The sequence below is a fragment of the Flavilitoribacter nigricans DSM 23189 = NBRC 102662 genome (assembly GCF_002646595.1).
Taxonomy (GTDB): domain Bacteria; phylum Bacteroidota; class Bacteroidia; order Chitinophagales; family Saprospiraceae; genus Flavilitoribacter; species Flavilitoribacter nigricans.
In genome coordinates this window covers 222,794-247,370 of sequence record NZ_PDUD01000011.1, presented here as the reverse complement: position 1 = coordinate 247,370, position 24,577 = coordinate 222,794, and the positions used below count along the sequence as shown (strand labels likewise).

16 protein-coding genes are annotated in these 24,577 nt (G+C 53.0%); 12 read left to right on the top strand and 4 right to left on the bottom strand.

Features of this window, described 5'->3' with window-relative positions; all coding sequences use genetic code 11:
* The 4 genes from CRP01_RS08305 to CRP01_RS08290 all read left to right on the top strand — a co-directional run bounded on the left by CRP01_RS08305 (position 1) and on the right by CRP01_RS08290 (position 4,728).
* The gene (locus CRP01_RS08305; protein WP_099149553.1) at positions 1 to 1,710 is read left to right on the top strand and encodes a sodium:solute symporter; all 1,710 of its coding nucleotides are present in this window, start codon (positions 1 to 3) and stop codon (positions 1,708 to 1,710) included.
* A 294-nt stretch (positions 1,711 to 2,004) separates the two neighbouring features.
* Positions 2,005 to 3,021, top strand: coding sequence for an N-acetylmuramidase domain-containing protein (locus CRP01_RS08300; RefSeq protein WP_099149552.1), 1,017 nt, complete (start codon positions 2,005 to 2,007; stop codon positions 3,019 to 3,021).
* A gap of 83 nt (positions 3,022 to 3,104) precedes the next feature.
* The gene (locus CRP01_RS08295) at positions 3,105 to 4,055 is read left to right on the top strand and encodes a hypothetical protein (RefSeq protein ID WP_099149551.1); all 951 of its coding nucleotides are present in this window, start codon (positions 3,105 to 3,107) and stop codon (positions 4,053 to 4,055) included.
* The gene (locus CRP01_RS08290; protein ID WP_099149550.1) at positions 4,042 to 4,728 is read left to right on the top strand and encodes an ATP-binding cassette domain-containing protein; all 687 of its coding nucleotides are present in this window, start codon (positions 4,042 to 4,044) and stop codon (positions 4,726 to 4,728) included. The genes CRP01_RS08295 and CRP01_RS08290 overlap by 14 nt, the downstream gene beginning before the upstream one ends.
* 3 nt (positions 4,729 to 4,731) lie before the next feature.
* Here the strand turns inward: CRP01_RS08290 and CRP01_RS08285 are convergent, their stop codons facing one another.
* A complete protein-coding gene (locus tag CRP01_RS08285) occupies positions 4,732 to 5,565 on the bottom strand; it encodes an SH3 domain-containing protein (protein ID WP_143473314.1) in 834 nt (277 codons plus the stop codon).
* 117 nt (positions 5,566 to 5,682) lie between these two features.
* Positions 5,683 to 7,080: a phosphohexomutase domain-containing protein gene (locus tag CRP01_RS08280; RefSeq protein ID WP_099149548.1), complete on the bottom strand. Its 1,398-nt coding sequence runs from the start codon at positions 7,078 to 7,080 to the stop codon at positions 5,683 to 5,685.
* Positions 7,081 to 7,533: 453 nt separating this feature from the next.
* On the opposite strand from CRP01_RS08280, the gene CRP01_RS08275 reads away from it, so the two are divergent.
* The 4 genes from CRP01_RS08275 (at position 7,534) to CRP01_RS08260 (ending at position 13,479) form a co-directional block, all read left to right on the top strand.
* Positions 7,534 to 8,175: a protein-L-isoaspartate(D-aspartate) O-methyltransferase gene (locus CRP01_RS08275; RefSeq protein WP_099149547.1), complete on the top strand. Its 642-nt coding sequence runs from the start codon at positions 7,534 to 7,536 to the stop codon at positions 8,173 to 8,175.
* A 257-nt stretch (positions 8,176 to 8,432) separates the two neighbouring features.
* Positions 8,433 to 9,611 (top strand): aminotransferase class V-fold PLP-dependent enzyme, encoded by a 1,179-nt coding sequence (locus CRP01_RS08270; RefSeq protein WP_099149546.1) that lies wholly within the window; start codon positions 8,433 to 8,435, stop codon positions 9,609 to 9,611.
* 152 nt (positions 9,612 to 9,763) lie between these two features.
* The gene (locus tag CRP01_RS08265; protein WP_099149545.1) at positions 9,764 to 12,631 is read left to right on the top strand and encodes a histidine kinase; all 2,868 of its coding nucleotides are present in this window, start codon (positions 9,764 to 9,766) and stop codon (positions 12,629 to 12,631) included.
* Positions 12,632 to 12,732: 101 nt separating this feature from the next.
* Positions 12,733 to 13,479 (top strand): LytR/AlgR family response regulator transcription factor, encoded by a 747-nt coding sequence (locus tag CRP01_RS08260; protein WP_099149544.1) that lies wholly within the window; start codon positions 12,733 to 12,735, stop codon positions 13,477 to 13,479.
* A gap of 43 nt (positions 13,480 to 13,522) precedes the next feature.
* Here CRP01_RS08260 and CRP01_RS08255 read toward each other — a convergent pair whose 3' ends face one another.
* Positions 13,523 to 15,667, bottom strand: a complete 2,145-nt coding sequence (locus CRP01_RS08255) for a penicillin acylase family protein (protein WP_099149543.1) — start codon at positions 15,665 to 15,667, stop codon at positions 13,523 to 13,525.
* A 165-nt stretch (positions 15,668 to 15,832) separates the two neighbouring features.
* Between CRP01_RS08255 and CRP01_RS08250 the strand changes: the two genes are divergently transcribed.
* The 3 genes from CRP01_RS08250 to CRP01_RS08235 all read left to right on the top strand — a co-directional run bounded on the left by CRP01_RS08250 (position 15,833) and on the right by CRP01_RS08235 (position 19,440).
* On the top strand, positions 15,833 to 16,393 hold the full coding sequence (locus CRP01_RS08250) for a gluconate 2-dehydrogenase subunit 3 family protein (protein ID WP_099149542.1): 561 nt from the start codon (positions 15,833 to 15,835) through the stop codon (positions 16,391 to 16,393).
* 38 nt (positions 16,394 to 16,431) lie between these two features.
* A complete protein-coding gene (locus tag CRP01_RS08245; protein ID WP_099149541.1) occupies positions 16,432 to 18,132 on the top strand; it encodes a GMC oxidoreductase in 1,701 nt (566 codons plus the stop codon).
* Between the two features lie 573 nt (positions 18,133 to 18,705).
* Positions 18,706 to 19,440, top strand: a complete 735-nt coding sequence (locus CRP01_RS08235) for a S24 family peptidase (protein ID WP_099149539.1) — start codon at positions 18,706 to 18,708, stop codon at positions 19,438 to 19,440.
* Positions 19,441 to 19,773: 333 nt separating this feature from the next.
* On the opposite strand, the gene rlmB is transcribed toward CRP01_RS08235, so the two are convergent.
* A complete protein-coding gene (rlmB, locus tag CRP01_RS08230) occupies positions 19,774 to 20,523 on the bottom strand; it encodes a 23S rRNA (guanosine(2251)-2'-O)-methyltransferase RlmB (protein ID WP_233752654.1) in 750 nt (249 codons plus the stop codon).
* 447 nt (positions 20,524 to 20,970) lie between these two features.
* Here rlmB and CRP01_RS08225 point away from each other — a divergent pair, with 447 nt between their 5' ends.
* Positions 20,971 to 24,555: a M36 family metallopeptidase gene (locus CRP01_RS08225; protein ID WP_099149538.1), complete on the top strand. Its 3,585-nt coding sequence runs from the start codon at positions 20,971 to 20,973 to the stop codon at positions 24,553 to 24,555.
* Positions 24,556 to 24,577 lie beyond the last annotated feature (22 nt).

The window sequence follows — 24,577 nt, the reverse complement described above, 5'->3', positions numbered from 1 at the left end:
ATGGATTTCATTGATTGGACGGTCATGCTGGGTACCCTAACGGCTATTGTCGCATATGGCGTTTGGAAGACCCGCAGTGTTACCAGTGTTAAAAGTTATTTGATGGGAGACAAGGATCTCCCCTGGTGGACCATCGGTTTATCCGTAATGGCCACTCAGGCCAGCGCTATCACCTTTTTATCGACACCGGGCCAGGCCTACCAGAGTGGTATGGACTTCGCCCAGTTCTACATCGGACTGCCGATAGCGATGGTGATCCTTTGTATTTTTGTGCTGCCAATTTATTACCGGCTCAACATCTATACGGCCTACGAGTATCTGGAGGGGCGCTTCGACCTGCGTACCCGTACGCTCACGGCGATCCTGTTCCTGATCCAGCGGGGCCTCGCGGCGGGGATCACGATCTACGCGCCGGCCATTATTCTCTCGTCCATACTGGGCTGGCCGCTGAATAATACCATCTTTTTTATCGGGCTGATCGTGATCTTCTACACCGTATTTGGGGGTACCAAAGCGGTGAGCGTTACGCAGAAGCAACAGATGATCGTGATCCTGACGGGCATGTTCATCGCGGCGATGGTGGTTATTTTCAAGCTACCACCGGATATCAGTTTCAATGATGCCCTGAGTATTGCCGGAAAATCCGGTAAGCTCGATGTGATCAGTTTTGACTTTGATCCTTCCAGCCGGTACAATTTCTGGTCGGGTATATTGGGAGGTACTTTTCTATTCCTCTCCTATTTCGGTACGGACCAGTCGCAGGTACAGCGCTACCTATCAGGAAAGTCTCTGTCCGAAAGTCGCCTGGGGCTGCTGTTCAACGGTATTTTTAAAGTACCGATGCAGTTTTTGGTGCTCTTTGTAGGTATCCTGGTGTTCGTGTTTTTCCAGTTCCAGCAGCCGCCGATCCACTTCAATGATGCCAACCTACAACGTTTTGAAGGTACGGTATACGAGGACAGTCTGGCCCAACTGCAGACCCAGTACGACCTGCTGTTCGAAGAGCGCCGGTCGGAAATGCAGGAAATGCTGATGGGGATCCGGGAGGAAAACCCCAATACCATCGAGACGTCTAAAGAACAACTGAATGTGCTTATGCAACGGGAAGAGATGTTGCGCGGTCAGGTAGACAGCCTGATCCTGCACCAGGCTCCCGAAGCCCAGGTCGAGGACCGGGATTATGTATTCATTACGTTCATCATGAACTACCTGCCGCACGGTCTGATCGGACTACTGCTGGCGGTCATTTTCTCGGCGGCGATGTCTTCTACTTCGTCGGAACTCAACGCCCTGGCCACCACTACGGTCATTGATATTTATCGACGATCCGTGGTCAAGAATAAGTCCGATCATCACTATCTAAACGCCTCTAAAGGATTCACCCTTTTATGGGGAGCTTTAGCCCTGTTCTTTGCCACTACGGCCAGTCTGTTTGAGAATCTTATACAGGCCGTAAATATCATCGGGTCGTTGTTCTACGGGCCGATCCTCGGGATCTTTGCCGTGGCCTTTGCCATGAAAAGCATCGGCGGGCGGGCGGTCTTTCTGGCTGCCGGTCTGGGAGAGGCCGTTGTGATCCTGCTGTTCATACTGGACAAACAGGAAGTGATCAACCTGGAGTACCTGTGGCTCAACCCGATCGGCTGTCTGGCGGTGATGCTCTTTGCCTGGCTCCTGCAGCCTTTGGTGGGTAAAAAAGTAGTTGCCTGATCCGGTTAGGATAACTGGAAGCTATTCAGGCATTAAATATACAGTTGGACCTGACGGATTTTCCCAATCCGTCAGGTTGCACAAAATGGTGTATCCCCAATCGTCCAGGTGGTAGGTGCAGCGCACCGTTCACTGAGTGTCAAGTTGGGAGACACCCTTCTCCAACCCTCCGCGATAGCCATTCCCGATTTATTGCTATTTTTATTCATAGTTTCGGCACCGGCTATGGGCCACTTTCGGTTCGGTTGGCGTCCGTTAGCTCGTTATATATTCCAAGACCCAAAAACCCCATCTATGCTGACCAACATTACCGACCAACGCATCCAACAAATTCTGACCCTGCCGGAAGACGGCACCAAACAGTGGGAAAAAGACCTGGAAAGACTGCGCAGCGGAGACGTTACGCTCAACCGCCGTACGGCCGGCGAGAATACCATCAAGGCCGTACAGCGCATGCTGATCTTTCTGGGATATTCCACCGCCAGCAGCGGCTCCTTTCTCATTGACGGCGATTTCGGGCGGGGCACCAACCGGGCCGTAGCCCAATTCCAGTTGGAACACGGACTCAACCCGGCCATCGGACGTGATATCCTTGCCTACCCCTGTAGCTGGAACAATGCCCGCTCCCGCATCGTCGGTATTCCCGACGTCACTCTGGATATTGCGACTATGGAAAAAATGCTCGAAGTCTGCATCGCAGCCATCGATAAGCAGGAAGTAAGTTGCGGGGATTTTGACGAAGCCCTGAATCAACTCAACCTGCTCCATCGACGCAAGCTGATGACCTGCCGACAGATCCTGGAAAAATACGGCGAACTGGCCGTACAGGCTACCCAGAAACTACAGGAAGACAAGGAGGTTACCGTACTGCCCATCTGGGTGCTGAGTATCATTCGGCAGGAGACCGCCGGAGTGGTGCGGCCCCGCTTTGAGCAACATATACTTTCTTCCCGGGTAAAAGATGATCCGGATCTCGACTTCAGCGAACTGCGTTATCGCTCCATGAGTTTCGGACTTGGTCAGGTGATGGGTTTCAATTACCTCCTGATCGATGAGGGATCCGCCAAAGGCATGTTCTTCAGTCCGCTGGAGAAGCAGGTCTATAATGTTGCCCGTTTTCTCTCCCGGGCCCGTTCTTCACTTCGCCCGGTATTCGCCAAGAGCAACCCCAAAGACGAAGATTTTCACGCCGTTGCCAAATTCTACAACGGTGCCGGCTACTGGAAGCATCACTACCACGAAAGTCTGCAGCGATGGTTCCGGGAATTTAAAGCCCTGGGGGCGCTGGAACTGGGAAATTCATCGGTATAATTTCGAATTTTGGCATTTAATTTTTACCCGATAGCGGTGGCATCCCATTTTAGCGCGGCGAATACGCACCGAACCAAACTATTATGCCAGCTTTCCTGCTTTTGCTTTTACAGATACGGCTCAAACAGGCCGCCCGTGCCCTGCGGGGCGTTGGCTGGATGCTGGTAGTTGCCCTCCCCATGGCGGGTATTTTTCTTTTTGTGATCTGGGATAAACTGGCGGGTCTTGCAGCCTGGCAAGCGTCATTGCTACTGGGCGTAATGTTCCTGGCCCTGCACATTCAAAGAAAAGACCTTGCTTTTTTGCGAAAATGTCACCGGTCGGTTCCCTTGATTGTCGGCATGGAATATCAGCTGGCCTTACTACCGATGAGTATTCCGGTAGCCTGGCTCAGCGGTTCAGCGGAGATCCTGCTCTGGAGTCATACAGCCGTTGCCTTGATCGCTTTCCTGCCCGCCCGCAAATCCAAAGACAACGGACGGACCTTCCAACTGACTTTTCTACCGAGCAAACAGTTTGAATGGCTCAGTGGAGTCCGGAAGCAGTGGTTGATTTTGGTACCGATCTACCTGGCGGGTATTCTGCTTTCCGGCTACATCCCGGGTCCGCTTTTAAGCATCAGTTTTATTTTATTGATCGCCTTGGGCTTCTACGATGAACTGGAAAGTCGAATGATGCTGGAAAGTGCGCTGCGCTCGCGTTTCCTGCTGAAGAAATGGTGGGAACACTATCGTTTATTTTGCTTGTTGCTTTTGCCGCAGATCACACTGTTCCTGATCTTCCATTTTCAATACTGGTATTTGCTGCTCTTTATTCTCGCAAATGCCGGTATCCTATTGGGATGTGCCATCTTTTACAAATACAGTGCCTATTTGCCGGGGCGGCGGTCGTCCAACAGTCAGACGCCCGTGTCTTTGTTATCGCTGACGTTGATCATTCCCTTCCTGGCTCCCCTGAGTTTATTTGCCCTCTTTATTCTGCACCGGAAAGCCCGGCGTCGCTTACAATACTTTTTTGATCATGCTGGAAATTAAAGACCTAAACTTTTCCTACGCTGAACCGCTTGTTTTATCCCAGCTGGATCTCCGGGTACAGTCCGGGAGCATCCACGGCATACTCGGTACCAACGGAGCGGGTAAAACCAGTCTTTTCAAATGTATCTACGGCACCTTTCAGCCGGATTCCGGCCACATCACCTGGCAGGGGCTTCCGCTGAATTATCAGCAGATCGCTTTCCTCGAAACGGGTAATTATTTCTACAGTTACATTACCGGTGGGGAATACCTGCAATTGTGCCGTTCGGCCGGTACCGACTTCTCCATTGCGGACTGGAACAGTATCTTCAAACTTCCGCTCGACCAACTGGTCGACACCTATTCCACGGGCATGAAAAAGCAACTGGCTTTTTTGGGAGCGCTGGCGCAGGGCCGGCCCATCCTGATACTGGATGAACCCTTTAACGGATTGGATCTGGAAAGCAGTGAAAAGCTATCGATCATCATTCAGGAACTCGGCAAAAAGAACAAGACCATCCTGATCGCTTCCCACATCCTGGAAACGCTGACCCGCAATTGCGACCGGATCAGCCACTTGTCCGAAGGCAGCATTCGCCATACCTACGAGGCCGCCGAATTTCCGGAGATGACCGCCCGCCTGCGGGCCCGGCTGCAGCAGGATATTGCGGCAGATCTGGATCGGATCCTGTAATGATCAGTCGCCGGCAACCAGAAAGTTCATCAGCCACTTCCCGTCGGGCTGCCGCTCGAAAGCCGCCCGGTAATCGATGGAAGAGGCAATATATTTTCCGTAAATGTATCCTTCTTTGCCCTCCTCACCCAGCAACTGGACCTTCTCCCAGGGGTGAGTTTCCCCACCGATGGTTTCTTCCTTCGGAGTCGTTTCCAGTCGTTTCACCACATCGTAAGAAACCATGGTGAGGGTTTGACTCTGCAGGTTGGGTGCCGACCGCAGACGGACCCCCGATCCGGTGATCGCCACGTGCTCAAAGGCATCGTGAGCGTCCGGCCAGACGGCATAGATATAGGGTGCAATGAAGGTTTTTCCGCCGTTTTCGAAGATCCCTCCGTTTACGAGTACCCGTTTCAGGATGCTCCATACCCGGGAGTTCTGAGCTTTATCCGGAGTTTCCAGTTCCCAGGTACTCACAAAGTCGGCAACACCGCCTTCGCCGCCAAAGCTCACTTTGATATCGGGATGGATCACATCCATCAGCGCAAATACGTCCCGCCGGTCGATGGCATCGATCAACTGCTGCCGGAAGATGAAAAAAGCCGTATCCTTCGGCGCTTCGTCCACCGGATAAAGCTTACCCGCTTCCCGGATCAGATTTAGCGGCAGGGTATCATCCATGGCGGCCATCAACTCGTGGTAGAGGTCCCGGAGGGAATCCCGATCCTGCACCGAAATTGTAGCGGAAGGATCTGCGTCCATAGTCTCCGGATCATCGGCGGTGGTTTCACCGCTGCCACAGGCGTAAGTCAGGCTTAACAATAAGGCGAAAAGGCAATAATTTAAACTTCTCATAGCGGAGGTAATGATGTTATGATTTAGGATAGCAGTCGGATGCCGGCCGGAGTGGTCATCTTTTCCGGGATTTCGACGAGCAGACTGCTATCCGGCAATATACAGGCAGGGGCATTTTTAAATACCCAGTTCGGCCCGGGCGGCATCCAGGAGCTGCCGGGTTTCCGCCAGATCAGGTGCCTGAGCGTATACCCGCAACACCGGTTCCGTTCCCGACGGACGGATCAGTAACCAACGATCGTCTCCGATGATAAACTTAAATCCGTCGATGGTTTCCACGCTATCCACCTTGTAGGAACCGAATTTCTTATAGGGCTCCGTCTTGCAGACTTTGATGATCTCCTGCTTGCGTTCTTCAGCAACGTGGACATCATCCCGGTCGTAAGCAAAGGGGCCCACCATATCGTAAACTTCCTGGATCAGTTCCTCAATGGATTTTCCGGTTTTGGCCATAAATTCGAGAATGATAAAGGCAATGTAGATCCCGTCGCGCTCGGGGATATGCCCCTTGACCGCGAGGCCACCGGATTCTTCTCCCCCCACGATCACATCTTCCCGGGCCATGATCTCGGCGATGTATTTAAACCCGATGGGCGTCACCTCTACAGGCAGCCCGAACAGCCGGGCCATCTTTTTCATTTTTTCGGTCACGGAAAAGGTGATCACCACCTTGCCGTCCATGTTGCGGTATTTCCGCTGGTACAACAGCAACAGTAATAGGATATGGTGGGAATCCACAAAATTCCCGCTGCTATCGTACATCCCGATCCGGTCGGCATCCCCGTCATTGGCGATCCCCAGGGCAATGTGATCGTGCTTGGCAATGAATTCCGACAGTTCCGTCAGGTTCCGGTGGATGGGTTCCGGCGCCTGGCCCATGAAGGACGGATTGTATTCCGCGTGCAGGAAATTCGCATCCGGCAGCAGGGCCCGCATGGCATTCATGCCGGCTCCGTACATCGCATCGTAGGCGATCCGGTTACCATACGAACGGATCGCATCCATATCAAAACTATCCTTGATGTGCTCGATGTAGATATTTTCCAGATCGGTGTATTCCAGCAAACCCTTTGCTTCCATTGTTTCCAGGTCCATCGGCTCCACACTGCACACCTCCGGGATCTCAGCTTCAACCGCCGCCACATCGGAAGGGATTGTCGGACCGCCGAGCCGGGATTTGAGTTTAAATCCGTTATAAGACGGAGGATTGTGACTCGCCGTGATCACGATCCCCAGATCCGATCCGGTTTTCACCACGCCCAGCGATACCATGGGCGTAGAAACAAACCCCTTGGCCAGAAAGACCTTCAGTCCGTACGCTCCCATAATGCCCGTCGCAGTTTCCGCAAACATTTCACCACCGAAACGGCAGTCATGACCGATCACCACCTGGGTGGCCGACTGATTTTTCAGCCAGATAGCCGTCGCTTCCGCCACGCGTTTTACATTGTCAACCGTGTAATCCCTGGCGATGATGGCTCGCCAACCGTCGGTTCCAAATTTAATTTTTGTCATTCGAATTGCTTCTATTGGTTTTTAGTGTTAGAACATGAACTGGTTTATTGCTCATACCGCTAAAACAACGATATTTTTTTTGCAAGGACTGCATTGGACCCCATCACCCCCTCTCCCACTCACCCCTTCTCCTCATCTCCCCACACTCCCATTCCCCAAACACCCCGAATCCACCATGTGTTAGCATTAAGTTGAAAAATTCCCGAGGGCTTCTGAGCAAAAATAGTAATATTGGGCGATCTTACTTATTCAAAGGACCGTACGGATTAAAATCAAATTAATCTAAGTTGTGATGTAAAATAGGTAGAGGGTTTAGAGTAGCGGGTAGAGGGATTACCTATCGTTAAAATGGAGCAAAATCACTCATTTTAACGCTTGCAGTCTCTCTACGCTCTACCATCTACGCTCGACAATGCAGGTATCGCAACTAGGAATAAATTAATACTCGTTGTAGTGGAAGACAGCTATAAACATAAGGGGTTACGGCGAAAGTTGGTAGAATCATTGCGCCGGAAAGGGATACAGGATGAACGGGTATTATCGGCCATGGAAGTACTGCCCCGGCATTTCTTTCTGGACGACGCTTTCGCGGAATGGGCCTATACCGACAAACCCTTCCAGATCGGGAAGGGCCAGACGATCTCCCAGCCCTTCACCGTAGCTTACCAAACCGAGTTGCTGGAAGTAAAAAAACGCGAAAAGATCCTGGAGATCGGTACCGGTTCGGGTTATCAGGCCGCTATTCTGGCCATCATGGGCGCCCGGGTATTTACGGTAGAGCGCCACGCCCAACTGCACGAAAATGCCAAAAAACTGCTGCGCCACCTCAAGCTGGGAAATATCCGCTGTTTTCACCGGGATGGGTTCAACGGGCTCCCGGAATTTGCTCCCTACGCTAAAATACTGGTTACGGCCGGAGCGGCGGAAGTGCCGCAGGCCCTGCTGGATCAGCTCGAAGTCGGCGGCATGCTCGTGATCCCTGTCGGGAAAAAAGTACAGACCATGTACCGCATTACCCGCAAGGGAGCGGATGATTTCCAGACGGAAAAATTCAATACCTTTCGCTTTGTACCTTTCCTCAAGGGGCTGGATTGACCCGACAGACAGTCGGCTCCTCTCCCACGCTGACCGTTATTACCTGCTCTATTTTGTCGCCGATCCGGGGGATACGGCAGAAATCCCACCTGTCTTCGAACCAATTACCGCTGAAATGTTTTGTTAAGTAAACCTTCTATACTTGACGCGAAGTGATTTGACGCTGACGTTTCAAAGACAGTCCGGCTCCAACCAGTTTACGTCAGTACTTTCAATAACCCACAATCCATATTCAATTCCCCGAAATTATTAACCTTATGGTCAATATGAACATCCAGCAATTCCGGGTAGACACTCCCGGGATAGCCAATTTTATCCATCTCAACAACGCCGGCGCAGCCCTCATGCCCAAACCGGTGATCGAAGCCATGCGCGATCATCTGGAACTCGAACTGCTCAACGGCGGCTACGAAGCGGCGGCCATGGCCCGCAAGGAAATTGAGGAATTTTATCCCGCAGTAGCCCGCCTGCTGAACACTGAAGCCCACAATATTGCCTTTACGGCCAGTGCTACGGATTCCTACAATCGCGCTTTGTCTTCCATCCCTTTTGAACGGGGAGACGTGATCCTCACGACCAACAACGACTACGTTTCCAACCAGATCGCTTTTCTGCAATTGCAGGATCGCTTCGGCGTCCAGCTGGTGCGGGCGGCGGACCTGCCCGCCGGTGGGGTCGATCCGTCTTCCGTGGAGGATCTGATCAAAGCGCACCGGCCGCGCCTGGTTGCCGTCACGCATATCCCGACCAATTCCGGACTGATCCAGCCCGTGGCGGAGATCGGAGCGCTCTGCCGGCAGTACGACTGCCTTTACCTGGTGGATGCCTGCCAGTCGGCAGGGCAGCTGCCGCTCGACGTACAGGAGATCCAATGTGATTATCTGACGGCGACCTTCCGCAAGTTTCTGCGGGGGCCGCGGGGAGCCGGTTTTCTCTACGTTTCCGACCGGGTGTTGGAGCGGGCGATGGCCCCACTGTTTCTCGATCTGCACAGCGCCACCTGGCCGGATGCCGACCGCTACGAACTGGTGGACAGCGCCAAACGATTTGAGAACTGGGAACGGGCCTACGCCCTGGTGCTCGGAGCTAAAGCAGCTGTGGAATACGCACTGAAGGTCGGGATGGACAATATCGCCCGGCAGGTAAAGAACAATGCCGCGTATCTGCGGGACAGATTCGCACCCTACGATCAGATCCGGGTACTGGACCGGGGCGAACACCTCGGTGGCATCGTCACTGTCCATATTCCCGGCAAAAAACCGGGGATGATCAAATCGCGCCTGCGAGAGGCGGGGATCAACAGCTCTTTGGTTTTCCGTGGATCGGCGCTGATCGATTTTGATGAGAAAGGTGTTGAATGGGCCCTGCGACTCTCACCGCATTATTACAATACGGTGGAAGAACTCGATCGTACGGTCGCCCAGTTGATCCGGTAAGGATGGAACGGTGGAGGTGGACAATTGATCGCCTCCACTGTTCCAACGGATAGCTTACCAGTTAATAAATGACGCCTACCAGGCTGTCAACCGGGCTTGCGCGGGTAGGTCAAATGCGATAAATTACAGCAAATGACCAAATCCTGGCGCTCATGAGAATTATCCTTTTATTATTCTGCTCGCTCTCCCTGTTAACTCAGCTTACCGGCCAGTCGGCAGGCACTACGTTTAAACTTCAACTCGAACCGGGACAGACTTACGAAATAGAGGTCGATCTTCAACGCGATTATTATCCCGACCCCAAACAGCCACCTTCGCAAAAAAATAGTTACCGCTTTCCCACGCTTTACAAACAGGCCTTAAAGTACCAGCTCGAAGTACTCGACCGTTCCGATGACCGATACTCCGTGGAACTGGTCCGGCTGCACATTTATGCCTACAATTCCACGGACGGGAAAAGCATCCGGGTCGGCAACTACAATATCGGCAAACGCATGAACCGGACTCCCCAGGGAGATACCGTCCGTTTTGAAATGGACTTTTACGGACAGGTGATCGGGCAGGAAAATCCGGACAGCATCCGGACGGGATACGCCGTACCGGACGGGTACCAGTTGGAGACGCGGGTAGTGATGCCCGAATTGACCGAAAAATTCACCCACTTTTTGTCCTATCTGCACCCCAAAACGGTGGAGCCGGGTACTTCCTGGGTAGCGCCCGACGGCACGCGTCTGACCCTGGTAAAAAAACAGGCCGGGCTCTGGCACATCCGCGCTAACGATCAGCGGGACCTGTATATCGATCCGGAAACCAACTGGATCCGGTACATGGAGCAGCACGAACTGCTAAAGAAGGATGTAAAACGACCGGACTATTTCTTTGACATTCATACCTTGGTGCAGGGCCGGATGGATGCCAGTAAGATAACCACTCGGATCCAAGGTTCGGCTCCTTCCCACAAGAACGGTTCCTTTTTATTACGTACAACGCCCTATTTTCAGGGAGAAGACGCCGAATACCTGGTACGGGTGGATGAGCAGGGTAACTTCGAATGGCAGGATACCATCCGCGAAGCGACCTTTTTCCAACTGACTGATCTCTATGGAACGACGCTATGGGGCTACCTGCAACCCGGCAATGATCTAGATCTCCATCTCCTGAATAAGGATCAATGGCAGATCAGCGGAAACACCCGGGAGGAATGCCATTATCTCACCCGATTTTTTGAGACCTATCCGCGCTATCTCGATCTGATGGAATCCAACGAGCCGGATAGCCCCTACGAAGCGGATCTGGAACAATTCTGGCAGGACCGCCTCGCAGAATCGAAACAAGCCAAGGCGGAACTCACGGAACTGGCGGACCAACTATCCCCCGATTTCGTGGCTCTCCAACAACGGCAGATCGATTTTCTCCGGACCGGAACGCTCAATCTGAACCTTTCTTTCCACTATATTTTCCAATTCCGTTCCGAAGCGCCCCAACCGGTACCGCCGCATTATCAGGAATACGTCGATGATCAAATCATGTATGATGGTTACGGACGCTCACTACCGGGCTACCGGGCGCTGCAACACCTCCATTTGCAACGTAAAATGTTCGATTCCATGAGCAATAATATGGGTAACCTCATTTACCGTTCCTCCGAACCCATTTATTACTTTTCCCTGCTGACCTATTCGGGCGGGCCGCTCTACCAGACCGCTTTTGACAACCTGAAGTCATTGATGGACCAAAGCAGCAAACCCGCTCAGGTGGAGCACCTGTTCCAACATTTTCAAACGATCTTCACCGAAGGAAAACTGACCCGGCGACTGCAGGAGCATTTTCAAAAAATGCAGGACATCCAGAAACCCGGAACGATGTTTCCCGACCTTTCTCTTTACGACGAAGACGGACAGCCGGTATCGCTGTACGACCTGCACGGCCAACCGTCGGTAATCGTGATCGTTCGCGGCTATAATTATTGGGATAAAACCCTGGTGATGGAAAAAACTCCCGGTCTCGTTCCCGGAGTACAATTCGTATTTCTCCATTTGGGCCCGCCGGGAAATAGCCCGATCACCAGAGGAGAAAATATCCGGCACTGGCACGCCCGGATCAACAGCCCGGCCGTAGCGACTACTTTTTTACAGACTAATGATTACCGGCATCCACGGGTCTACCTCATGGACCGAAGCGGCAAAATAAGCAGCACGCTGAGTGGAGCGGAGCACTATTCCGAAGAAATGCTGCCGCGGCTTCAGGCACTGGAAGCCGGGCCGCCCCTGATCGATAAACAGCAACGGAAGAACATCCTGCTGCTCTTATTGGGATTGCTCGGCGGGGGGCTGGTCATCGGACTGCTAACGCTCTGGTGGCAACGCCGGCTGCGGCTCCGGGAATTGAACCGGCGTCAGCGAGTGGAATCCCAGTTGCAGACGATCCGCTCCCAGCTCAATCCCCACTTCATGTTTAATAGTATGAATTCCATCCAGCACCTCATCCGTTCGGGACAATCGGACCGGGCGCAGTCCTATCTCGGGAAACTGGCCAGCCTGCTGCGGGCCTCTCTGCGCCATACGCGGGAAAACTTCATTTCTCTACAGGAAGAACTCGAGGTAGTCGGCCAGTACTGCGAACTGGAAGCGCTGCGTTTCAATTTCACCTACGATCTGAAGATCGACCACCAACTGGACACCCGGGCTATTTCCGTACCCCCGCTCCTTCTACAGCCCTACGTGGAGAATGCGGTCCTGCACGGTATTGCACCCCTGCGGGAACGGGGCAAACTCTGGGTGGATATCCGCGAACAAAGCCGGCAACTCTGGATCTGTATTCGGGACAATGGACAGGGAATGAAAGCATCCCGCAACGGCAATCATCGGGGCAATGGGATCGGCCTGACCCTCAATGCCGAACGCTTGAAATTAGTCTACGGGGACGCCGCCCAGGTCCACATTTACAGCCCCTCGCCTACCGATGAGGAAAATCTGGGCTTGGGTACGGAAGTGCAGATCGCCATGCCGATCGACGTTTAGCCGCAAAAGATCGGAATACCTGAAATGGTTTCGGCGATTATGCGTTACTTTTCAGCCGATTTAAGAAAGCTACCGGAGCAATCATTTCATCAAATTCACTTATGCTCAAAACCATCATTCTCGAAGACGAAGCGAATAACCTGGCGTACTTGCAGGATTTATTGGCCGAGTACTGCCCCAACGTTGAGGTGGTGGGTACCGCTACTTCGGTTGCCGATGGTTTGCGCTGTGCCGTCGGCCGGTCGTTCGACCTGGCTTTGCTGGATGTGGAATTAAAAGATGGCAGCGCTTTTGACTGGCTCACCCAACTACCGGCCACCGATTTCCACCTTATCTTTATTACCGCCTACGATCACTACGCCATTCAGGCTATTCGCCACAGTGCCATTGATTACCTGCTGAAACCCATCCAGGCGGAAGACCTCACCGGAGCGATCGGCAAAGTTAAAGCCCGGCAACAGGAACACGAAGAAAACAGCCGCCTGCGAGAACTGCTCCACAACCTGGAGGCCGAACCGGAAGAAAAACGCCTCGCTATTCCCCAGAAGGATAAGATTGAATTCATTCTTATCCGGGACATCATCCGATGCCAGGGAGACGGCAACTACACCCATATCCTGCTGCCCGACCGGAAAATTACGGTAGCTAAAACCCTGCGGGAATACGAAGAGCTGCTCTCGGCGGCGGGTTTCGTTCGGATCCACCAGTCTCACCTCGTACAGATCCGTTGTATCGCGGCCTATTACAAACAGGAAGGCGGCTATCTGAAATTGCGGGACGGTACGCGGCTGAGCGTATCCCGGCACCGCCGCGAATATGTGCTGGAACGATTGCGGGAAGTCCAGTGAGCCGGAGGAAATATTCGTGAATACCCACGGCTCTTCCGGCAGCTTACTCCTCTCCGGGATGGTACGCCCGCAGCAGCTTACTTTGGATATCTTCTTCCGTATAGGCCACCTTTTTCATCTGATTTCGGGCAAACATTTCCGCCTGCTCGGTATGGTGCGGTGAATCTTCGTTATTGGTCTGTCCGTAAGCCAGTATGGAATAGGCACGCGGTGGATCACTGAACTCCACGGCCAGTTGCCAGCCGTCGCCGCCCCGCACGCGCATTTTTCCGTCCTTATCCTCGTTGAACCACAGTACGCGGAAACATCCCAGACCACCGGGGCCGCCGCCAACCGGCAGGTCCACATCGCCCAGACGCAGGCGGTGCACATCGCCCCAGGCCAGATCCCACTGTCCGTAGGCCGCTTTCAGCGAATCTACCGCAGCGCCAAAAGCGGTGACAGCCGTGGCCGGATCCGCCAGACCGCGCGGGGTGGCCATCGGATCGTCGAATGACCAGGGCGTGGCGTAGAGTTCGCGTTCTTTCATCTGCCGGGCGTAATTGACGAACCAGCTTTCAAACAGCACACCGCCCCGGCTTTCAGCGGCTACACTATTGTCCCAGGCTTCCAGATGATCGATGGCCTGCCGGATCTCCCGTTTCGGTTTTGCAGCCCGCACGGCCCGGATGAGGTCGTCTTTCAGTTGGTCGGCCAGTAGCATCCGCATGCTGTGTTTGCGCTTGACCACCTCTTCCAGACTCAGCTTATCCTCGTTGTCGATCAGTTGCAGACTGTGCTGACTGCGCTGACGCAGACGGGGTTGGGGAAAATGTGCGGGAAACTGGTCCGGCCGCAGGATCTCCTGCAGATTGGTAAAATGGAACGGATCGTTTTCATTATGCAGATAACCTCCTTTGGGATTATGCAGCTGGGGCAGATCATCGAACGGAACGATCTTACTCCAGATCTGGGCGGATCGCTGTACCGCTACGGCAGCCGTATCCCCACCGGACGCTACCGGCAACTCCGGGGTCATGGCGTTCCAAACGTAGAAAATATTGCCCTCGGCATCGGCGTACATATAATTGGAAGCGGTGATGGCCTGCATCCGCATGGCTGCTTTCCATTCTTCCAGATTGCGGGCCAGCAACATGCGGGTGAATTGCTGCCCGCGCCGGTATTCCCCGTCTCCGGCTGCTTTCAGGATGTAGATCTTTCCGTCTTCCCGGTGGATAACGGGGCCGTAGGGGGTGAACAGGAATTCCCGGGTTTCGTAGGCCAGGGCCTGGCCGTTCTTAAATTCCGCACGCACCATTTTTCTCTCCAGTGGCAGGGAAAGGCCATCGATCAGATAGTGGTCGGCACGTTCAGGATCGGCTTCCAGGGCGTAAATCTCGTCCAGATCCGGGTGGTTATTCGTGGTGGACCAACCCAGATATTCGCTAAAACCACCAATGATGGCAAATACCCCTCCGATCCGAAAATCGCCGTAAAAGTTGAGCTGCCCCGGCACGGTAAGCTGGGCTTCATAATAGCCTGCCGACCAGGAAAGGTGAGGATTGCGTACCAGAATGGCCTTACCGGAGGCAGTACGGGAGGGGGCAAATGCCCAGGAATTGGAGCCGGCCTCCGTGAGCTGTAATTCCCGTTCGGCTTTTTCCCGTTTCAATCGTTCCACAAAGCGACGGCCGTTCGCCTCCGTGACCACGCCCGTGGTCAGAGCCGCTACATCGTACCCGGTAAAAGTCCAGTCTTTGTAAACCGGGAAGGCATCGGGATATTGCCGCAGGTAAAAGTTGATTCCCTGGGCAAAACCTTCCATCATCTCCCGGGTTTCGTGGTCGAGCAGATGATAAGTGGCCGCGGCCCTTTCGTAACCCTGCTGATTGATGAGATCACTTTCGATGGCCGCATAACCGTCCAGTACGGCCAGATCACCCCGGGCGGAGACCAGTGGGCGGATCACCCGCTCTCCGTAATCTTCCAGCTCACAGTAAGCCAGGCCAAACGCGGCACCCCGCAGACTCGGTGCCAGAATGTGCGGCACGCCGTACTGGGTGCGGCGTATCTGGACCTGTTTGGCCAGTTCATCCGCAGACTGGCCGCTTAAGACAGAGGGCGTCAGACAGCCAAAAATCAGCAAAATGACTCCGCAAATAAGGGATTGGCAAGCAGATCGTCTGCTTACTTTCATGGATAAGATCATACCGGAAATTTTTAATGGATACTGCTGTTGGGAAAGATACAAAAAGAGTTGATGGATTTGAATTCGGCGTGGAGCTAAGCGGAAGTTTTGTATTTTTCGACCTGCGCCCGGATGAACGTTGTCCTTCTCCGGGAGTAAAGACAATTTATTAAAATCTGTACCGCTATGAACCGAAGAGACGCCACAGGTTTGTTGATGGCCATTGCCGGAGGGACGATGGCCGGCCTTCCCACCTGGCTAACCGCTTGTAAAGAGGCGGCCACGCCGGATCAACTCATTTTTTTTACGCCGGATGAACTTCAGGTAGTCGAAGAGGTAGCGGATACCATTCTGCCGGACACGCCGGATTCACCGGGAGCCAAAGCGGCCGGCATTGGTCCGTTTATGGATCGCTACGTAGGCGACTGTCTGGAGGTAAGTGCACAGGAGGTTTTGCGCAGCGGATTGGCTATACTGGATCAGCGGAGCCGGGAAGCGGGCGGAAGATCATTTTTAGCATTATCTCCCGATCAACGTCACGAACTGCTGGTAAAGCTGGATATGGAGGCCGAAGAACAGCAACCCGCCGGCGGTCCTCATTATTTTTCACTGCTGAAAGGCCTGACCCTGCTGGGGTATTTCACCTCCGAAGCCGGTGCTACCCAGGCGTTGCGATACGTTCCCGTACCGGGAAAATATGATGGTTCCATTCCCTACGAAGCCGGCGATAAAGCCTGGGCACTTTGACTTACGCCGGCCCGGAGTCGGCACCAAAACATTGATCCATGACCCAACAGAATGATCATACTTTCGACGCTATCGTTATCGGCTCCGGTATCAGTGGAGGCTGGGCCGCCAAAGAACTCTGCGAGCAGGGTGTGAAAACCCTAGTGCTGGAACGGGGACGGGACGTCAAACACGTCGAAGACTACCCCACTGCCCTCTATAATCCCTGGGATTTCGAACACCGTAACCAGCTCACCCGCCAGATGCGGGAAGAAAGTCCCGTAACCTCCCGCTGCTATGCCTACCGGGAAGATACCGAGCATTTTTTCGTCAGGGATCAGGAACATCCCTACATTCAGGAAAAACCCTTTGACTGGATCCGTGGCTATCAGGTAGGCGGAAAGTCCCTGATCTGGGCGCGGCAAACCCAGCGCTGGAGTGAATACGATTTTGCCGGACCCGCCCGGGACGGTTATGCCGTAGACTGGCCGATCCGCTACCCTGACATCGCTCCCTGGTACAGCCATGTGGAAAATTTTGTCGGCATCAGCGGTAATAAAGACGGGCTGGATGCCCTGCCGGACGGCGAGTTCCTGCCGGCCTGGGAAATGAATGATGTGGAAAAAGAATTGCAGCAGCGCATCCAGGAGCACTATCCGGATAGGCGGGCGGTCATCGGCCGCTGCGCCCACCTGACGCAGCCCCGGGAAATCCACAGTCAGCAGGGTCGCGGCCAGTGCCAGGCCCGGAATCTTTGCTACCGGGGTTGTCCGTTCGGAGCTTATTTCAGTTCCAATTCCTCTACCCTGCCCTGGGCTCAAAAAACGGGTAATTTAACCGTGCAGCCCGACTCGGTGGTCCATTCCATCATTTACGATGAAGACTCAGGACGGGCAAACGGGGTGCGGGTCGTACACCGTCTGACCCACGAAACGACGGAGTATTTCGCCCGCGTCATCTTCGTCAATGCCTCCTGTCTGAATACCAATCTGATCCTGCTCAATTCCACTTCCGATCGCTTCCCGCAGGGACTGGGGAATGATCACGGAATCCTGGGCAAATACATAGCCTTCCACAATTATCGGGGTTCCGTTACGGCTAGTTGGGACGGTCTGCCGGATTCCTATTACTACGGCCGCAGGCCCACCGCCATCATGATGCCCAATTTCCGCAATGTGCAGCGACAGGAAATGGATTTCATGCGGGGCTATATGTGTTTCTACACGGCCACCCGCAAAACCTGGAGTCGCCCCGAAAAAGAACACCGCATCGGGGCCGATTTCAAAAAGAAGATCTCCGAACCGGGCGAATGGAGCATCTACATGATGATGCAGGGCGAAACGATCCCCATTGCGGAAAATCACGTTCGGTTGAGCGAAGACCAGACCGACGAATGGGGTGTTCCCCGGCTGATCACTTCGGTCGGCTACCAGGAAAACGATGAAAAACTACTGCAGGATTTTCTGGAACAAAGTACGCAGATGCTCGAAAAATCGGGATGCCGGGACATCCACGCCGGCGATAGCGGGCAGGCGCCGGGGCTCGATATCCACGAGATGGGCGGGGTCCGGATGGGGCACGATCCCGCTACCTCCATGCTCAACCGCTGGAACCAGTTGCACGCCTGCCCCAATGTGTTTGTGACGGACGGCGCCTGCATGACCTCCACCGGTACCCAGAATCCTTCCCTGACGTACATGGCCCTGACGGCCAGAGCGGCAAATTATGCGGTAAAGGAACTGAAAGCCGGCCGTTTATAACACTGCGGAACGGTAGTTGAAAGGCAAAACCGAATTACGTTTTGCTTTAAAAATATACCAACTCTGGTGAGTAACATTGATTGTTAAAAGTCGAAAACCAGAAATGACTGAAATTTACCGCGAGGCGGAAAGACGCTAAGCTTTTTAGTGAATTTGCCGACGGCAAATCCACTAACCTTTGCGTACGTAACCGTTAATGTCGCAAAAGATCGAAAAATTTGCTTCAGCAAATTTTCTCGAAAGAAGTCATTGTAAAACTTCGCGGCTTCGCGGCCTTCGCGGTGAAAACAAGCTTTATTAATTTTCAATGTTCGGCACTACCGTTGGTGTTTTTCTGGTCCTCGCTGGCAGTCGTTTTGGAGTGCTGAACGCGTCGTCTCGTCAAACCGAGCCTTCCCGAAAATGGGATCACAGGATCTAAATCCTTCACGCCCAACCTGCTATTCCAACAAACCTGATGGAATTAAAAAACTATTTAAAAAAAAGTTTAAAATATTTTGTTTGCCCCATAAATTTGTTTTAAATTGCGAAACAAATGATTGAATTTTGTTTAAATAAGATAAAATTACAACAATGATCAGAGAGGACCGGATTCAGCTCAATAGGCGCTTTATAAAGGTATTCAAACTGCTGGAGGATCGCGGCGACATTATCAAAAACGATCGCAACGGCAAGGGCCTCGGAGATTTTGCCAAAAAGATCCTGGGCAACCGCGCTTATGGTCATATCGTTCGGGCTTATCTGAATGAAGATGATAAACGCTGTATCGATTACCGTCAGGCCCGCATCATCTGTCGGGAATACGGCGTCAATGAATCCTATCTGATCGACGGAGAAGGCACACCTTTCGGAATGGAACTCCCCGAGCCTCCCATTATCGAAGAAAGCGATATGCCCGCTCCCAACATTCTTTTCACCACTACCGAGGCTTTTGCCGGTAGCGCCGTTGATGTGGGCAGTTTCGCCCGGGAGGATCTCGATTTCTTCAATATTCCCGGCCTGAGCGGCAACGGTTTGGTTGCCTTCCCGATCAAAGGGAATAGTATGGAACCCGTGATCCAGGATAGTGATATCGTTATCTGCCGGGAGATCGACGGTGTCGGAGAATTACGGGATAACAAGATCTATGCCGTAAAAAGTAATGGTTCTCTCTGGGTGAAGTACGTACAACGGGTGATCAACAACAAAGGGCGTACGACCCATCTGAAGATGATCTCCGCCAACCACCTGGAATACGATCCGTTCCTGGAGGAGGTTAATGAATATACCCGGCTGTTTCAGGTAATCCGGCGGATCAGTGCCCTGTAGGGCCACCCATCGTATCGGAGCGGCTTTCGGTAATTAGTTTTCAAGATCAAGTAGGTAATTCGGTATTGGCACCGGTAGACTCCGGGTGCCCCGGTTCGACCTATGTAAGAACTTAACCCTTAAAAAAATTTTATCCTGCTGTTTTTTGTTGGGCTCCCAGGCTGAGAGATCAGTCCATGGGAGTTTTTTTTTGATGGCGGAAATGGCTGGATATTAGGTTCTGACGATGGCATTTCGAGCTCCTTAACAACACGAGGAGTAAGATTTCAGAAGTGCCCGGCGAAGTTGGAGCGAAAAAATATTAATTAAAAGCCCAGAAAATCAACCATGCTCTCACCCCTGTAGGCGCTGTCGCAGCGCTTCGTACAACATTATACCCGCGGCGACGGAAACATTGAAAGAATCGGTGCTGCCCGCCTGGGGAATGATGAAACGTTCATCCGCCCGGTCGGCCACGCCCTGACTAATGCCCGTATCTTCCGAACCAACTACCAGCGCAACCGGACCGCGCATATCCAGATCGTAAATATATTTTTCGGCCTGCAGATCACTGACCAGCACCTGTACACCGGATTGCTGTAACAGCTCGATCACATTGACCAGACTGGATTCCCGGCAAACCGGTATGCGGTTGAGTGCTCCGGCACTGGTCTTGATCGCTTCCCCGTTGATCAGGGCACTCCCCTTCTGGGGGATGATCAGCGCATGGGCGCCGACACATTCCGCCGATCGGGCGATCGCGCCGAGATTGCGCACATCCGTTACTCCGTCCAGAATGACCAGTAGGGGCATTTCGGAACGTTCGTAGACCAAAGGAAGGATATTTTCCAGGCGATGGTAAGGGATCAGGGATTGTAAACCGATGATCCCCTGGTGATTGGCGCTGGTCCATTTCCGCAAACGCTCCTTTGGGGCCACCTGTAGCGGGATATCAAACTCACGGCTCAATTGCCGGATCTCCTTCTCAAAGTCGCCGCGTACGCCCTTCTGCAAGATCAGTTTGTCAAAATTCACGCCGGACCGGACTGCTTCCACCACGGGATGCCGACCGAAGATCACATTATTGGATGCCGTTTTCGCCACTATTTATTTTTTAGAATATAAACTGAAAGTCGTTTTCAGAGAGCTTGAATTTGGAGGGATTATTCCCAAAGAAGGAGACGGTCCTTTCCATTGCTGATGGATCAATGGTCCTGTTGTTTCCTGCTTTCGCCGGGTCTCATTCATATTAGCCATCAAAAACCAGCAAAATAAATAAGCATTTAACCTTCGGCCCATCAAATCTGCAAGCCCCCAAAATCTTACACTTGCCGGGCAAAGATAATACAATACCCCATCACTGCCCCCACACGAGCCGGCTTCCAATCTCATCAAAAGGTAGCGAACAGACAAATTGGAAATAATTTTTTCTATAAATTTGCTATCCCGGATGCAACATCGCCTAAGCAACCTAAAAAAAACCACCCTTCAGCGTCTTTATCATTTTCCGTGATGCCCCGATCCAGGTCATCCTAAATCAAAAACTTAAACATGAATTTTAATTCTAGTCTGCGTTTTTTTCCGCTTCTGGTATTGTTCAGCATTTTGACGGCATCTTCCCTCCACGCACAGCGCCAGTCTTACCTGGATGCAGCGATGCGGTTTGTGGAGCAGAAGAGGGAACAATGGGAACTCAGCCGTGAGGATATCGGCGATATGGTAGTCAGCGACCAGTTTGTTTCCCAGCACAATGGAGTGAATCACTTCTATTTTATCCAGCGCTACCAGGGGATCGAAGTCCACAATGCCATTTTGGGTATCCACGTCACCGCGACGGGGAAACTGGGTTTCGCTACCAGTCGTTTCGTACCGAACCTGGCCGATAAGATCAACACCGTACAACCGGCCCTGACGCCCTACGATGCCGTTCGGCGCGTCGCTTCCGATCTAAGCCTGGCCATTACCGAACCGCTGCGGGTAGTAGAGCGCAACGGAAGTCGGGAGATCACCTTCCACGGCGGCTCCGTTTCCGCTTCGGATATTCCGGTAAAATTATTTTTTCAGCCGATCGCCGGCACGGATGAGGTTCGCCTCGTCTGGAATTTGCTGGTCGATCAGATCGACTCTCCCGATAACTGGAGTATTCGGGTAGACGCGCTGACGGGCAAGATCCTGGAAAAAAATAACCGGACGGTTTATTGTTCCGCCCGTAAAAAAGAACACCAGCACGGCCAGAACTGTAGCTACACCCCTGCCGCCGGTCCGGCGAAATTCCAGCCGCTGCAACGGGCGCTGCTGGAGAAAAGTAATACCACTTCCGGCACGGCTTCCTACAATGTATTCCCGCTACCGCTGGAAAATCCGCTGGAAGGAGAGCGGGTATTGCTGGTGGATCCGCACGATCCGATCGCTTCCCCGTACGGCTGGCACGATACGGATGGCCAGGAAGGACCGGAGTATTCCATTACTCGTGGCAATAACGCCCACGTATTCCTCGACCTCGATGATAAAGACGAAACCGAAGGGGATGAGACCGACGGTGGTGAGGACATGGTATTCGATTTCCCACTGGATCTCAGCCTGGAACCGGAAGAATATCAGGACGCCGCCAATACGCAATTGTTCTACATGCTCAACGTCATGCACGACTTTGCCTATCACTACGGCTTTGATGAAGCATCCGGTAATTTTCAGGTGAATACCTACGGACGCAGCGGTGAAAATGACGATATGGTAGAGGGGCAGGCCCAGGACGGTGGGAACATCAAAGACGATGATCACATCAATAACGCCAACTTCTTTACGCCTCCCGATGGTTTTTCCGGACGTATGCAGGTTTACCTCTGGAACACAACCACCAACAATCTGCTGACCGTACTGGCACCCGATGCCATCGAGGGCGGATACGAATCCAGCACGGCCAGTTTCGGCCCGTCGATTGATAACGAACCGCTGGAAGGCCGGGTGGTGGAAGCATACGACAACTCCACTCAACCCAATCTGGCTTGTAACACCATCGTGAATATTGAGGAAGTTACCGGTAGTATTGCACTGGTAGACCGCGGTAGCTGCTTTTTCAAGGAAAAGACTTACAATGTGGAAGAGGCCGGCGCGATTGCCCTGGTGATCTGCAACTTCGAAGAATCAGTCGTCGGTATGGGCGATACGGATGATGTGCCGGACGTGAATATTCCCACGGTGATGCTGAAAAGCTCGGACTGCCGCCTGATCCGCCAGTTCCTGAATGCCGGAGTGGATATCCGGCTGGTACTGCCCGATAATTCCGGGCCGACCTATCTGGACGGCGGTCTCGACAACGGTCTGATCGCCCACGAATACGGCCACGGAATCACGACCCGTCTGACGGGAGGCGGTTCTCAGGTCGATTGTCTGTTCAACGATGAAGCCATGGCCGAAGGCTGGAGTGATTTCTTCAGTCTGGTGCTGGTTGCCAAGGAAGGTGATCAGGGATCAACTCCCGTTGGTATGGGCAGTTACGTTTGGAACCGTCGCGCCGATGGGGTCGGTTTCCGCCGCCTTCCCTACTCTACGGATATGGAGATCAACAACTTTGCTTACGACGATGTGATCGGTCAGGGTACCCACAGTCTGGGCGAAGTCTGGACCCTTACCCTCTGGGATCTCTACTGGGAGATGGTGGACCTCTACGGATTTGACGATGACCTGTACTTCGGTACCGGTGGTAATAATAAAGCGATCCAGCTGATGATGGATGGCCTCAAACTGCAGGCCTGTAATCCGGGTTTCGTGGATGGCCGCGATGCGATCATTGCTGCGGACGCCATCTTATTTGACGGAGCTCACGAATGTATGATCTGGGAGGTATTCGCCCGCCGGGGTATCGGCTGGGATGCCGTGCAGGGACTCACTACCAACCAGAATGATAATTACGAAAGCTTCCTGAAAATGCCGCAATGCGTCAAGGAACTGAAGATCGTAAAGACCGTAGATAAAGACCTGATCAATCCCGGAGAAGATCTGGAATATACCCTGCGTATTGCCAATCATACCGACGCTGTAGCTACCGGTGTGATGATCAGCGATATCATTCCCGACGGCGCCGTGGTAAACGCCGCATCTGTTTCCGACCTGTTTCCTTTCACGATCACGGATAATACCATTGTGTGGGAAGCCGGAGACATTCCTTCCGGTCAGGAATTCTCTCTGAAATATAGCATCACGACCAGCACGGAGCTTGCTTCCGAACAGCTGTTTTACGACAATATGGAAAGTTTTGGAGACAACTGGATCCAGCAAAACCTGGAAGGTACCGAGATCTGGGACCTCAGCCAGGATGCAGCCAACAGCGGCGAGCAATCCTGGTTTGTTCGCGACTCCAAAAACGATAATGACCAGGGCCTCATGTTGTTCGATCCGTTGCCCGTTACCGGCAGTCAGCCCGTCCTGCGTTTTTACCACAAATACGAAACCGAACCGGTAGAAGATGGCGGTATCGTGCAGATCTCCACTGATGGCGGATTGAATTGGGATTTCCTCGACGATAAATTTTTCAAACACAAATACCGCCGGAAGATCGACTACAGCGCTTTCGCCATACCGGGTATCGGTGGTTTCTGGGGTAGCCTTCAGGAATTCACGCCGTCCTATATCGATCTGAGCGCGTACCAGGGGGAGAATATCCAGGTGCGTTTCCGCTTCGGATCGGACGGTGAAGATCCGAATGCCGTGCATCCGTACGAGGGCTGGTACGTCGATGATTTTGAGATCCTCGATATGTTGAACTACGAAACCGAAGCCTGTATCAGTTCGGAAAACGGTGGTATGGCCTGCGACCGTCCCGACGAACGCGGTACGGTTGTGGACTCCCGTTCGACTACGGCAGTAAGTGAGATCGAGGCATTGGGGGCCGAAGTCCGGGTATTCCCGAATCCGGTCAAAGATGAGCTACAGGTAGCGATTGAAGCCCAGCGCAGCGGTCAGTTGTCTCTGAGCCTGCTGAGTCTGGAGGGCAAGTTGCTGCAAAGTCAGGAGCAGATGATCCATACCGGCTTCAACCGCACCCGGATGAACGTCAGTGATCTGCCGACCGGCATGTATATTCTGCGATTGAGCACCGCCGGTGAGGTGGCCACTCAGAAGATCATTGTGGATTAAAGACGGGATGAAGTACGTTGGG